The sequence below is a fragment of the Methylomonas rosea genome (assembly GCF_024505055.1).
Lineage (GTDB): Bacteria > Pseudomonadota > Gammaproteobacteria > Methylococcales > Methylomonadaceae > Methylomonas > Methylomonas rosea.
Genome location: NZ_JANIBL010000008.1, coordinates 64,467 through 78,428, shown reverse-complemented (window position 1 = coordinate 78,428; position 13,962 = coordinate 64,467). Strand labels below are relative to the sequence as shown.

Below are 13,962 nucleotides of genomic sequence, written 5' to 3'. Positions count from 1 at the left end.
GGGATATGGCGCAAGCAAAATTAGCAAACCAAGCTGTTGCCGAGAAAGTTAAGAAGTCGCCGACGCGCAAAGTCAAGAAAGCCAGAATGGCGCCGCCGACCAATGGCGAGATTCTGGTCAAAGGTGTGGTGATGGGTATCGTTATTTCCGGATTGACGCACGCCAGCAAAAGCATCACGCGCGCGCTGATCCGGCATCCGCTCGCCTTGTTCTCAGGTGGTGTGCTGGCGGGTTATCTGGCACATAAACATCGTAAAGACATCATCGTGCTGGGTAGTCGCACCGCCGAGGAAAGCCGGAATTTTGTGCTGAGACAGCGCGAAAACCTCGGCGATTTGATCGCTGAAATCAAGGAAGAAAGCGGAAAGACTAAATAATCACCGGCTCGTTTGGTTTTATTCGACATGTTGTTACACCGCCGGGCGCTCTGATTTACGGACCGGCGAGTTTGCGTTGCCGACGTGCATAAGCAGTAGCACTACCGCAAAATTTTTTTTACGGTAGATTGCTTGCCATCGCAGTAGTCCTGCATTATCGCGTGCAAGTATTATGAAAATTTATCACATCCACCGGCAGCAGCGCTTGGCCCTCAGCCAACAGCAAGCCTGGGCGTTCTTCTCGTCTCCGCACTATCTAAACCAAATCACGCCTGAGTTTTTTCATGTCGATATTAATTCGCCGGTGCCCGAGGACATTTACCCCGGCTTGCTGATCCGTTATCGGATGAAGGCAGTGCTTGGCGTGCCCATGTCCTGGTTATCGGAAGTCAGTCACTGCGACAAGCCGAACCGGTTTGTCTATCAACAGGCCGTAGGACCGTTCGGATTCTGGAGCCATGAAGTGTGCCTAAGTCATTGCGATGGTGGCGTCGTGTTGGAAGACATCGTGTTTTACACGATGCCCTTAGGTTGGCTGGGACAATTGCTGCATGGGTTTATCGGTAAAAAGTTGCAGCGCATATTCGATACGCGCCGCGATTACCTGCAAGCAAAATGGGGCGTTGCCGAGCCGTGACCGATTGAACCGGGATCGGTCAGACAGTTGACATTTTTCATCCGCAGGCATCTAATCAAGGGCCTGCACATTCAACCTGAAGGAGACGAATATGGCTCAAGACAAAGGTTATTTGGATCAGTCCGGCAATCAAGTGGTTGCTATCGTTAAAAATCTGGATCGCGATGTCGAACGCGGCGAAGACACAGTGATGTTGGGTTATGGTTTGGTTTTGTTGGCGCCGGCTTTTGCACCGTTACTGCCGCCCAGCATTCTGTTACCGTTGATGGCTATCACCTTTGCGGTATCGGCCATCACTGCACGTCTGCATTTTTATAAAATGGCCCGCAAGCTCTCGGTATCCTTGGACGAGTTGGAAAGCCGGGATAAACACACGTTTAAACCGATAACCGACGTATTCGATGAGCATCCTCAGCAAACTCTGGCTGTAGCGTTTAACCCCTTGAAAAATTTGCAACGGACCGGGAAGAGCATACTCGGCGGTTTGATGATCAACCCGTTTTGGGGGCCGATTTTTTATATGTTGGGTGTGCAGTTTGTTGAGGACAAGCAGCTGGTGGTGCTTAACAAGGCAGTGATTGAAGTCGAAGACAAAGTGATGCCTATTGTGCTGCGCGACGACTGGACTGAATAAACTAAGGGTTCGCGAATTTTAGGTGGCCGATAAGCTGCCGGGGGAGGATTAATTAGCTTGATTTATGGGTTGGAGGCCTTTGTTTTCGGCGGCAGCCATTGTCCAAAAGTACAGTTATACACAGAAGCTGTGGATAAACTTGTGATCAAATCGTGAGCAAACAAGCCAATCGCCCGTCCCGTTTGGGACATCTTTAAATTGACTAAAAATTAGTCAGTCGTTTTTGACTATGCTTAGAGCATCATAGAAAAACAGCCGCCGGCAGTTGCCCGACGGCTCCCCCGTTTTATCTCCTGAAAAGGTTATTCCATGCAAAAGCAAACTCTCACCATCGACGGCAATCAGGCTGCGGCCACTATTGCCTATAAACTCAATGAAGTGATTGCGATTTATCCCATCACCCCGTCTTCGGCGATGGGCGAATGGGCCGACGAATGGGCGTCTCGCGATCAACCCAACCTTTGGGGCACCGTGCCCCGCGTCGTCGAATTGCAAAGCGAGGCTGGTGCGGCCGGCACCATTCATGGCGCGCTGCAAGCCGGTACCTTGGCAACCACATTCACAGCCTCGCAAGGCCTGTTATTGATGCTGCCGAATATGTACAAAATCGCCGGCGAGCTCAGCCCCACCGTGTTTCATATTGCCGCCCGCTCGCTGGCTTGCCAGGGCTTGTCTATCTTCGGCGATCACAGCGATGTGATGTCGGCGCGGATGACCGGCTACGCCATGTTGTGCTCCAATTCGCCGCAAGAAGTGCAGGATTTGGCACTGGTAGCGCATGCCGTTGCCTTGCAAAGCCGCATACCGTTCATGCATTTTTTCGACGGTTTCCGCACCTCGCACGAGGTTGCCAAAATTGTCGAGATCGACGACGGCGTGATCCGGGCGATGATAGACGACAGCTGGGTTAGCCAGCATCGCGGCCGGGCCCTGACGCCGGATAATCCGGTGCTGCGCGGTACCGCGCAAAATCCGGATGTATATTTCCAGGGCCGGGAATCGGTCAATCCTTACTACGCTGCGTTACCTGAGATTGCCCAACAAACCATGGACCGGCTTGCCGGTTTAACCGGTCGCCAATATCGCTTGTTCGAATACGTTGGCTCGGCGCAAGCAGAGCGAGTGATCGTGATTATGGGGTCCGGCGCTGAGGCGGTGGAAGAGACTCTGGACTATCTGAATCGTCAGGGAGAAGCGGTTGGTCTGTTGAAAGTGCGTTTATTCCGGCCGTTCGCGCCGGAGCGTTTGATAGAAGCCTTGCCGGCCAGCTGCCGAAAAATCGCGGTACTGGATCGCACCAAGGAACCGGGCGCCGATGGTGAGCCTTTATACAAAGATGTTTTGGGTGCAGTGGCGCAAGCCTTCAGCGACGGCGAAAAGTTTACCAGCCTGCCCAAAGTGGTGGGTGGCCGTTACGGCTTGTCGTCCAAGGAGTTTACGCCGGGCATGATCAAGGCGGTTTACGACGAACTGAAAAACGATAAACCGAAGAATCACTTCACGGTGGGGATCAACGACGATGTCAGCCACACCAGCTTAGATTGGAACTCCGCTTACCGCACCGATACCCACGATCAAACCTTTCAAGCTATGTTTTACGGTTTGGGTAGTGACGGCACCGTTGGCGCGAACAAAAACACCATCAAAATCATCGGCGAAGAAACCGATTTATTTGCCCAGGGTTATTTCGTTTACGACTCGAAAAAGTCCGGGGCGATTACCGTGTCGCATCTGCGCTTTGGTCCCAAGCCGATTCGCTCCACCTATTTGATCGGCGAGAACGATGCGCAATTCATCGGCTGTCATCAAACTGTATTTCTGGAACGCTACGACATGCTGGCCAATGCCGCCGACAAAGCGGTGTTTCTATTAAACAGCCCCGCATCACCGGATGAAGTTTGGGAAACCTTGCCGCGCAAGATGCAACAGCAAATGCTGGATAAGAAAATTAGGTTTTATCTGATCGACGGCAACGCGGTTGCGGAAAAGTCCGGCATGGGCAAACGTATCAATACCATCATGCAGACTTGTTTTTTCGCGATTTCCGGCGTGTTGCCGCAGGAACAGGCGATTGCCGCGATTAAACACGCCGTCGAAAAAACCTACGGTAAAAAAGGCCAACGCATCGTCGATCTAAACTTCAAAGCCATCGACGAAACGCTGGCCGGCTTGCGGCATGTGACCTTACCGAAACAGGCCGACAGCGGTTTCGATGTCGCCGCGTTGATCGCCGATAGTGCGCCCGAATTTATCCGCCGCGTCACCGGCGAAATCATCGCCGGCCGTGGTGACGCCTTGCCGGTCAGTGCGATGCCGGTGGACGGCACCTTCCCGACCGGCACCGCCGCTTACGAAAAACGCAATCTGGCGCTGGAGATTCCTGTTTGGGAAACCGATCTGTGTACCCAATGCGGCAAATGCCCGATGGTGTGTCCGCATGCGGCGATTCGCAGCAAAATCGTCGCAAACGACGCGTTGAGTGACGCGCCGGAGACCTTTAAACACGCGGCCATGCTGGGTAAGGACTTTCCGGCTGGTTTGTCGATCAGTTATCAGGTGGCGCCGGAAGATTGCACCGGTTGTGGTTTGTGTGTGGACATCTGCCCAATCCGCGATAAATCCAACGCCAGCCGCAAGGCCTTGAACATGCAACCGCAAGCGCCGCTGCGCGAGCCGGAAAGTCAAAACTGGGATTACTTTTTATCCTTGCCGGAATATGATCGCCGCTTATTAAAAACCAATACCATCAAGGGATCGATGGTGTTGCAGCCATTGTTCGAGTTCTCCGGCGCTTGCGTCGGTTGCGGCGAAACGCCTTACGTCAAACTGGCATCGCAACTGTTCGGCGACCGGATGGTGGTAGCCAACGCCACCGGTTGCTCGTCGATATACGGCGGTAACTTGCCGACCACGCCTTGGACTAAAAACCCTGAGGGCAGGGGGCCGGCCTGGAATAATTCCTTGTTTGAAGACAATGCCGAGTTCGGCTTGGGCATGCGAGTGGCGATCGATAAGCAAGCCGAGCATGCGGCCGAATTATTGGTGTCGCTGCGCGAAACTCTGGGCGGCGAGCTGGTGGATGCCATTCTGCAAGCCGACCAATCCGATGAAGCCGGCCTTTACGAACAACGTCAACGCGTCGCCGAATTGAAACAGCATTTACCCTCGCTGAAACAGCCAGCAGCGCAAGCCTTGCTACCCCTCGCCGATTATCTGTGCAAGAAAAGCGTCTGGATCATCGGCGGCGATGGTTGGGCTTACGACATTGGTTACGGCGGTCTGGACCATGTATTGGCCAGCGGCCGTAACGTTAATATCCTGGTTTTGGATACCGAAGTGTATTCCAACACTGGCGGTCAAACCTCCAAATCCACCCCACTGGGGGCAGTGGCCAAGTTCGCGGCCGGCGGCAAGGCTACCGCGAAAAAAGACCTAGCTTTGCTGGCGATGGATTACGGCAATGTTTACGTTGCCCATGTAGCCTACGCCGGCAAGGACACGCAAACCCTGAATGCCTTCCTGGAAGCGGAAGCGCACAATGGTCCGTCCATTATCATCGCCTACGCGCCTTGTATTGCCCATGGTGTGGATTTATCCAACAACCATAGACAGCAAAATCTGGCGGTGAAAAGCGGGCACTGGCCCTTGTTCAGGTTTAATCCCGGTCGCATCCAGCAAGGCAAGAATCCGATGCAACTGGATTCCGCGGAGCCGTCGGTGCCGCTACGCGAGTTCGTGATGAGTGAAACTCGCTTCAGCATGCTCTGGCAAAGCCATCCCGACCACGCCGAAGCCTTTTTGAAACAGGCGCAGCAGGACGTGAAAAATCGCTACCGCTACTATCAACAATTGGCCGCGCTGGAATGGAGCGATGCCACCAGCGTCGCGGCAGCCAAAGCCGCACTGAAAGCCGATCTTGCCCAGGAGAGCCAACATGGTTGATTTAACGACAAATTATTTGGGCCTGAAACTGGCGCATCCCCTGGTACCTTCGGCGTCACCGCTGAGCAAGGATTTAGACAGCGCCCGGCGTTTGGAAGATGCCGGCGCGGCGGCCATCGTCATGTCTTCCTTGTTTGAAGAAAAAATCGAAGCGGAACAACAACAGATGGAACGATTTTTTTTCGGACAGGGCATCGGTTACGGCGAGGCGGATTCCTTTCATCCGGTGCCGGATCATATTTTGACCTATCAGGAGCAATATCTGGAACATCTGCAACGCTTGAAAAGCAGCTTGCAGATTCCAGTGATTGCCAGCTTGAACGGTATCTCCCAAGGAGGCTGGATCGAATACGGCCAAGCCTTGCAGCAAGCTGGGGCCGACGCTCTGGAACTGAATATCTACCATCTGGCGGCTAACGCGGATGAAAGCAGCGAAACCGTGGAAAACCGCTATCTCGACATTCTGCGCGAGTTGAAAAGCCGGGTGAGCGTGCCGCTGACCTTAAAACTCGGGCCGCAATTCAGCTCGCCGATTCATTTTGCCCAACGCCTGGAAGCAGCCGGTGCCGATGGCATTGCCATATTCAACCGCTTTTACCAGCCGGATATCGATCTGGAAACTCTGGAAGTAGTGCCGAAATTGCAGTTGTCTACCCAAGCCGAAGCCTTGTTGCGCATTCGCTGGACCGCGCTACTGTATGGCCGGGTGAAATTGTCCCTGGCGGTAACCGGCGGTTTTCATCACAGCGCGGATGTGATCAAAGCCCTGTTGGTGGGCGCGGACGTGGTGCATCTGTGCAGCGTACTGCTGGCGCAGGGTGTGGGCAAACTCAGCGAAATTCGCGCGGAACTGGAGCAATGGCTTATCGAGCACGAATACGAGTCCATCAATCAATTGAAAGGTAGCGTCAGCCAGCAACATGCCATCGACCCCAGTGCATATGAGCGCGCCAATTACATTCATGTGTTGGACAGTTACACGCCGTCCGCCGGCGTGTTGAGATAGCCTTAAAGCCGTGCGCGATTTGGACGAACTGTTTGCCGGCTTGGCTAAATCCAAGTTTCGCAGCCAGTTTCGTCTGCACGGCAAGGATCTGGATTATTTGCGCAACAAAGGCCTGGAAACGGTATTAAGCCATGCCCGAGATTTCATCGGCAAACGCCTGGCCGCCGCCGAGCCGCGCAACGACGGCAAACAGACCCCGTTTCGTGGCCATCCGGTATTTGTCGCGCAACACGCCACCGCCTGCTGCTGCCGGGGATGTCTGGAAAAGTGGCATAAAATTCCGCAGGGCAGGGAGTTGAATGATGCAGAACAAGCCTATGTTTGTAAGATCCTGGAGCGGTGGTTTAGCAGCCAAGCCATCGATATGCCAAACTGAATTAGTGTAATTATTCAGCGCGAAGCACATTAATCCCTCTCCAGCGGGAGAGGGTGGGGTGAGGGGGTAAAAGTCAATAAACTATTGTTTTATATACCCTCATCCTAGCCTTCTCCCGGAGGGAGAAGGGACTGTTTCGTCTTTTACGACATCCTCCATCAGGAGAGGAAGTAATTTCTCGGCGATTTGCAGAGTTTTGCGATTTGCTAAATTGTTAAGAATCAGCTAACAACGGCAAATCAACAATCTGCTCGCTTAGACTAAATTCGAGCTTTACCTATAACGATCTTACCATTTCCCCCAGTTCCGCCGGATTACGAGCACACATGTCATGGGTCAAGAAATTCATGCCGCAGTCTATCAGGATGCCGATTTTCAGCGCTTTCGGGAACGCCTATCCACAGAAACAGAACTACTCGGCCGACTAATTAAAGGCCGAGCTTGCTCGGAAGCCGGGCCGGTGGCCGGCTTTGAAATCGAAGCCTGGCTGCTGGACGGCAATATGCGACCGGCAGCGATGAATCAGGTATATCTGCAATCTTTTGCCCATCCCCTGGCCGGACCGGAACTGGCCAAATTCAATATCGAGCTGAACACCCCGCCGTTGCCGTTGACCGGCGATGCGTTCAGCCGTATGCATACCGATTTGCAAAACACCTGGCGCCAAGCCGAACAACATGCCCGGCTGATGGGCTTGAATCTGCTGACGATAGGCACCCTGCCGACCTTGCAGCAAAGCGATCTGCATTTGGGGAACATGTCCGATATGAACCGCTACCGGGCCTTGAATCAAGAAATTTTGCGCTGCCGGGGGCGGCCTATAGTGCTGGATATTTGCGGCCACGAACATTTGAAAGTAGAACACCACGACGTGATGTTGGAGGCTGCCACCACCTCGTTTCAATTGCACATTCAGTGTCCGCTCAGCATTGCTCATCACGTTTATAACGCTTCGATCATTGCCTCGGCGGCGATGGTGGCTTTGGCCGCAAATGCGCCGTTTTTGTTCGGTAAGGATTTGTGGGCGGAAACCCGCATCCCCTTATTCGAGCAGGCTATTGCCACCGGCGGCTACGCCGACGCCGCCGACGGACCTTTGCACCGGGTCAGTTTCGGTTCCGACTTTGCCCGGCAGTCTATCCTGGAATGCTTTGTCGAGAACCAGCAGCATTTCCCGATCCTGTTGCCGGAGTTTTTTGACGACCCGCCGGAAGCGTTTCAACACTTACGCTTGCATAATGGCACAATCTGGCGCTGGAATCGGCCGCTGGTGGGTTTCGATGCTGACGGCGCCCCACATATCCGCATCGAACACCGCACGCCCGCCGCCGGGCCGACCGTGCTGGACATGATCGCCAATGCCGCGTTTTACTTCGGACTGGTTAAAAATTTGGCCGACGAACGCCAAGCGGGTAGGGCGAATTTAACGTTTGCTCAAGCCAAGGATAATTTTTATCAAGCCGCGCGGCATGGTTTGGATAGTCATGTTGTCTGGTTCGGCGAGCACAGATTACGGCTCGGCGCTTTGGTCGAGCAGGAGTTGTTGCCACGTGCCGCCCAGGGATTACAGGCTTTGGGTATTAGTGCCGCCGACCGAGATAATTATCTGGATGTGATTCGTCAGCGCCTCGCCAGCCAGCAAACCGGCAGCGTGTGGCAGCGGCGGTTTATTAAGGAAAATCCGGGCGAATTTACGGAGGTGACGCGGGTTTATTTGCAGCGGCAGCGGAGCGAGGAAGCGGTTGCCGGGTGGGAGATATGAACAATTGCTACATCATTGTTCCTGTGCTCAGGCTTGGGAGCTGGGATTCAACGGTCCGGCGTTCTAATACGTACCGCAGGAGCGGTGCGATATGAATTCCCACACAGGAGCGTGGGAACAATAAAATTTAGTCTTTCCTATGTTCATTCCGCGCAATGTTTTTGATTCTTTGAACAAGTTCGTCAAGCGTAACAGAGCCGAAGGCCCAACGAACCGTATACAGGAGCCATACGGTTGCACCTAATGAAGTAAACATAAAGAATGCCTTCCACGTAGTTTTTTCTATTGACCATACATCCTTGAAGTCACTAGTTAAGAATACAGGTACTAATGCCAACAAAACGCCAAGTGGCACATGCCAACGTCGTTTGGATTCTAGTTTGCTTAAGTGCTCCATGAGAACTAGACGGAGCTTGTCTTCTGTGATTTGGATCAGTGTTAGTTCCGTATTAGTGTGGATTGCGCTAACCGGGATTTGATTTTGCTGAACTTCTCCATGTGAATTCACGCCGCCTCCCTGTTATGCATGAGTTGAAGCGAAAACAGATTTGTCTCCCCTATGCGGTAATTTGCGGCAAGGAAGTCTAATGTTCCACCAACATTTAGGATAGCGAGACGGGCTGGAACTTTTAAGGCGATCCCGATTGAATTTGACCAATTATTGAAAACTAGACGGACGCCATCTGGCGTGGGCAGTATTTCTACGCCCTGTTCAGGACCTATGTCTTTAAATTGAACTGTAATCTTGAGTTTCCAACCATATACGTCGATATCGATTTTAGCTTCCTCGTCTTTTGGGATTTGGAGTTGGGGAAAGTTGGCAATAAGTTCTCGATTTCCAATGGTGATCATGGTTCTCCTCTACAGTTAAATATGCTTCTGGTTAATATTTATCCTGATTAGTAAGAATCTTCATCTAGCGCCAAAAAGACCGTCATTCCGGCAGGGATTGCTGGAATTCAGGCTTCATGGATGATTCAAAGCTTACCATGGCACTGGATACCCGCTTCGATACGGGTATAACGCTCAGCTGAAGATTCTTGCTAATCAGGTATTTAATTGGCGAGGTTGGAATGTTAGAAATAACCCTTCTTATCCCACGCTTTGCTTTTGCCAACTTACGATCAAGCCCGCGTTAATCTGGAGTCTAAATAAGAGATAGAATTAGGCAAAATCAATTCCTGAAGTCAATCATGCAACCGATTCTACCTGTTAACACCGCCTTAAAACAATCTGACAGCCTACCCAAAGATCTACTGGGTATTTCAGTCGAAGCCCTACACACCCTAATTCCCGAACCAGCACTATTCCACCTCCCCGGCAAACGCCCCGAAACCTTATTCGTCTCGGTCCTGCTGCACGGCAACGAATCCACCGGCTTCCTGGCTGTGCAAAAGCTGCTGCAAAAATATCATGGCCAAACCTTGCCGCGTGGCTTGACCTTGTTTTTCGGCAATACCCAGGCCGCCCGCTTTAACCTAAGACGGTTGGACGGTCAGCCGGATTTCAACCGCATCTGGCCCGGCACTGCGTTACCCGAGTCGCCGGAAACCGTTTGGGCGGCGCAGATTTGCCAGATCATGCGCCAGCGCGGCGTATTTGCCAGCGTTGATGTGCACAACAACACTGGTCTGAATCCGCATTACGCCTGCATCAACAAGCTGGATAAGGACTTCCTGCATCTGGGCGCGCTGTTCGGCCGTTTGCTGGTGTATTTCACTCATCCCAAGGGCACGCAGTCCAGCGCGTTTGCCGAGTTTTGTCCGGCGGTGACTTTGGAATGCGGCCGGCCCGGCCAGCCGCACGGTACCGAACACGCCTTTCAGTTTCTGGACAGTTGCCTGCATTTGCACGAGTTTCCGGCCCAGCCGATTGCGAAGCAGGATGTGGATATTTATCACACCGTTGCCCAAGTCACCGTTGCCGAAGAAATCAGTTATAGCTTTAGTGATGCTGCGGTCGACCTGCGTCTTGATCCGGAACTGGAAAGTCTGAATTTCACTGAGATTCCTGCTGGCACCGTGCTGGGCACAACCGATTCCGCGCTGATGCCGTTGATCGCCAAGGACAACGACGGTAAGCCGGTTACCGAACAATTCCTGACGGTTGCCGATGGCCAAGTGCAAATTACTCGGCCGACGATGCCGTCGATGCTAACGCTGGACGAACGGGGCATCCGCCAGGATTGTTTGTGTTATTTGATGGAGCGCTTGGCTGTGGAGACGGGTATTTGAGTTTTCGCTGCGGCGGGAAGCGGTAAAAACCAAAAGTCTGGACGCCGCTTTAGCGAGGATGGTAGATTCGTTCCGCCGCAACGGTTTTCCGAAGGAGAATAATGATGTTGAAGTCACTGGATGTGTTACTGGGTTTATCGGTGGTGATGTTGATCATCAGCATGGCGGTGACCTTAATCAGCCAGGGAATCCTGAATTTATTGGCCAGCCGCGGCCGCAATCTGCGCACCGGCTTGGCGGACTTACTGGAATTGCTGGATGCCAGGTTTTCCAGAGCCGAGGCCGAGGCCATCGCCGCGTTAACGCTGACGCAACGGACTATCGGCGGCCGCTGTCGGTGCCGATTGCCGGACGGGTTACAGTATTTTCAGTATGGTGAAGTGATCCATCGCGAAGAATTCATCAAGATTCTGTTGGATTTGGCGGCTTGCTACGATGTGTCTATCAAAACCGAATTCGAACAGATCAAAGCCAGGCTAGCCAATAAAGCCATCAATGTTGCACAAGCCACGGAAGCACTGGAAACCAAACTATTGGAATATCCGCTGTTTTTTAAGCGCCTAGGTATTGAAAGCTTGCTTGCGAAGATCAAAAAAGAAAAGGCCGAATCCAAAAAGCAGCAGTATCACGAGCTGGAGAAAATCGTTGCCGGGCAAATCGCTTTGCTGGATAAATTGAAATCCGTGCTGCACGACAACGGCATCGAAGATCCGGCCGCTACCTTAAAAAACGCCCGGATGTTGGCGCTGGAGTTTGAAAAATCCAATCCGGAACTGGCGCATAACGTGCGCGAGGCCAACGCCTTATTGCAGGAGGCCTCCAGCGAATTTTTGGCGAAAATTTGTTTGAATTTCGATCATTTGATCGATCGCGTCAGCGTCAGGTTCACCGCCACCACTCGTGTGGTGAGCGTGGTCAGTGCGGCCCTGGTAGCCATCGCGTTGCAGTTGGACACGGTGTATTTGATCAACCGTTTGTCCATGGACGAGCAAATGCGGTCGGCCTTCGTGGAATTGGCGCCCAAACTGACGGAAGATCCGCAAATAAAGGGTGCGGTTCAAGCCTCGCATGAAGAAACTATCGAAGAGGAGGGAGGCGGCGCGGCGACGGAAGAAACCGGTAAAGCCAAGAAAGGCATCGATCAGGAAAAGCAAAAGTATTATCTTAATTTTCTAGCGGAACAGGGCCTGATTAGCCTGCCCGTTGACCGGGAAAACTGGTGCAAGCATTGGAAGCTGGTGAGCATTCCCGGTTTGATCTTGTCGATTTTTCTACTCAGTTTGGGTGGCCCGTTTTGGTATAACGCGCTGAGCAAACTGGTGCAATTGCGCTCCGGCCTGGCACGCAAGGACGATGAGCAGAAGGCTATTCGCCAAACCACGCAGGCGGTGGGTGGCGATCCGCAAAACCCGGATAATCCGTCAGCCTCAAATCCTTTGCAAGGCGAGCGTGGCGATCTGAAGGCGCAGGGTTGAGGAGGCCTTATGGACAAGCAATGGATAGGCTGCGCGCAGGGTAATTTTCGGGCCGGTCGCCCTGCTGGTTTCAAACCGGACATCATTGTGCTGCACTCGGCGGATGGCAGTCTGGCAGAGGCCAGTATGCGCTACAACAAGCCGGGTGCTTTACAGTCCATGCATTACGCCATCGGCAACAACGGCGAGATTTATCAATATGTCCAGGAAGCGGACACCGCCTTTCACGCCGGTTTGGTGGTCAATCCGTCTGCCGGTTTTATCAAGCAAAGACCCAATACCAACCCCAATTTTTTCTCGATTGGCATTGCCCTGGAAGAACCGGTGATCGGCTCATCTAAGGCAACGCAATTGGCAGCGTGCTCGAAATTGATCAGAGAGATTGCCGACCGCTGGAGGATTAACGTCGATGCGGATCATGTGCTGTCGCATAGCGCGATTCGCGCCTCGGTAAATTGTCCCGGTTCCAGTATCGATATTGCCAACCTGATCGCGGCTGCTTTGCCCGATCCGGCAGTCAATTCAGTGGCCGGCAAACAAGTCGGTCTGCTGAGCAGGGCAAATTTGCGCAGCCGCCCCTCTGTCAGCGCGCCGGTAGTGCAAGTCATGGAAGCCAACAGCAAAGTCGAGATCGTCAGCTTTACAGTGGGGGATGTCGTGTCCGGCAACGGCTTTTGGTATCAGGATAAGGATGGTTGTTTTTTCTGGGCAGGCGCCACTGATAGGCCTAATCCGCAGGTGTTGGCAATGCCGAAAGAAAGCGAGGCCAGTACTGATACCATGGTGCTCGGTGACCGACCCGCTGCCGTGGTAACGGGTTTGACGATTAATCATTCCCGGTTTCGCTTGCCGGCAGGGCAGTTTTTTACTGAGACGCCGAAAAAAGATTTAATTGTGTTGCATTTTACAGCCGGCTCATCCGCCAAGTCGGCATTCGATACCTGGATCGGCGATGCCCAACATGTTGCCGCCGCCTATTTGATCGATGTGGACGGCGCAGTGTATGAAGTGTTCGATCCGACGCAGTGGGCTTATCATCTGGGTGTGAAGGGTTTTAACGGCAGGCTGGATCAGCGTTCGATAGCGATAGAAATTGCCAATGTCGGGCCGTTGCGGCCGGCGGCGGATAATCCGGAGGTTTTGAATTGGTGGCCGCCGCGCCGGGGCCAAACCCAGCCATTCGGCAGCAAATACTGCGACAAAACTCAAATAGATAAATACATGCAAACCAGCTATCGGGGCGAGCAGTATTTCGCCACCTTTCCAGCCCAACAGGTGCAGGCGATTCGCTTATTGCTGAACGATTTATGCGGGCGGTTCGCAATCCCTAAGACCTTACCCCCCAAGCCTAAGCAATTTGAGCGCGATCTGGCGTTTTTCCAACACTATTCCGGCATCGCCAGTCATGTGAATTTTCGCACTGACAAATGGGACATAGGCCCGGCCTTCGACTGGGCGGCCTTGGGTATTGCCAATGCGCACGGCACCTGATTCGCGCTTGTAAACTCAGATGCGTGGT

The 13,962-nt window shown here is 53.0% G+C and carries 11 protein-coding genes; 10 read left to right on the top strand and 1 reads right to left on the bottom strand.

Annotated features, from left to right (window positions below; all coding sequences use genetic code 11):
* Positions 1 to 5 precede the first annotated feature (5 nt).
* The 7 genes from NP589_RS04135 to NP589_RS04105 all read left to right on the top strand — a co-directional run bounded on the left by NP589_RS04135 (position 6) and on the right by NP589_RS04105 (position 8,734).
* The gene (locus tag NP589_RS04135; protein WP_256605840.1) at positions 6 to 377 is read left to right on the top strand and encodes a hypothetical protein; all 372 of its coding nucleotides are present in this window, start codon (positions 6 to 8) and stop codon (positions 375 to 377) included.
* Between the two features lie 172 nt (positions 378 to 549).
* Positions 550 to 1,014 (top strand): SRPBCC family protein, encoded by a 465-nt coding sequence (locus NP589_RS04130; protein ID WP_256605839.1) that lies wholly within the window; start codon positions 550 to 552, stop codon positions 1,012 to 1,014.
* 91 nt (positions 1,015 to 1,105) lie between these two features.
* The gene (locus NP589_RS04125) at positions 1,106 to 1,648 is read left to right on the top strand and encodes a hypothetical protein (RefSeq protein WP_256605838.1); all 543 of its coding nucleotides are present in this window, start codon (positions 1,106 to 1,108) and stop codon (positions 1,646 to 1,648) included.
* 309 nt (positions 1,649 to 1,957) lie between these two features.
* Positions 1,958 to 5,590, top strand: a complete 3,633-nt coding sequence (nifJ, locus tag NP589_RS04120) for a pyruvate:ferredoxin (flavodoxin) oxidoreductase (RefSeq protein WP_256605837.1) — start codon at positions 1,958 to 1,960, stop codon at positions 5,588 to 5,590.
* Positions 5,583 to 6,596, top strand: a complete 1,014-nt coding sequence (locus tag NP589_RS04115; RefSeq protein ID WP_256605836.1) for a dihydroorotate dehydrogenase-like protein — start codon at positions 5,583 to 5,585, stop codon at positions 6,594 to 6,596. The genes nifJ and NP589_RS04115 overlap by 8 nt, the downstream gene beginning before the upstream one ends.
* 10 nt (positions 6,597 to 6,606) lie before the next feature.
* A complete protein-coding gene (locus NP589_RS04110; RefSeq protein WP_256605835.1) occupies positions 6,607 to 6,972 on the top strand; it encodes a DUF4186 domain-containing protein in 366 nt (121 codons plus the stop codon).
* A gap of 331 nt (positions 6,973 to 7,303) precedes the next feature.
* Positions 7,304 to 8,734: a glutamate-cysteine ligase family protein gene (locus NP589_RS04105; protein ID WP_256605834.1), complete on the top strand. Its 1,431-nt coding sequence runs from the start codon at positions 7,304 to 7,306 to the stop codon at positions 8,732 to 8,734.
* A gap of 504 nt (positions 8,735 to 9,238) precedes the next feature.
* Here the strand turns inward: NP589_RS04105 and NP589_RS04100 are convergent.
* Complete coding sequence (locus NP589_RS04100; protein WP_256605833.1) at positions 9,239 to 9,586, bottom strand: hypothetical protein; 348 nt, start codon at positions 9,584 to 9,586, stop codon at positions 9,239 to 9,241.
* A 341-nt stretch (positions 9,587 to 9,927) separates the two neighbouring features.
* Between NP589_RS04100 and NP589_RS04095 the strand changes: the two genes are divergently transcribed.
* The 3 genes from NP589_RS04095 to NP589_RS04085 all read left to right on the top strand — a co-directional run bounded on the left by NP589_RS04095 (position 9,928) and on the right by NP589_RS04085 (position 13,934).
* Positions 9,928 to 10,968 (top strand): M14 family metallopeptidase, encoded by a 1,041-nt coding sequence (locus NP589_RS04095; RefSeq protein ID WP_256605832.1) that lies wholly within the window; start codon positions 9,928 to 9,930, stop codon positions 10,966 to 10,968.
* Between the two features lie 104 nt (positions 10,969 to 11,072).
* Positions 11,073 to 12,443, top strand: a complete 1,371-nt coding sequence (locus NP589_RS04090; protein WP_256605831.1) for a hypothetical protein — start codon at positions 11,073 to 11,075, stop codon at positions 12,441 to 12,443.
* Positions 12,444 to 12,452: 9 nt separating this feature from the next.
* Positions 12,453 to 13,934 carry an N-acetylmuramoyl-L-alanine amidase gene (locus tag NP589_RS04085; RefSeq protein WP_256605830.1) on the top strand — a complete coding sequence of 494 codons (1,482 nt, stop codon included), beginning with the start codon at positions 12,453 to 12,455 and terminating at the stop codon, positions 13,932 to 13,934.
* Positions 13,935 to 13,962 lie beyond the last annotated feature (28 nt).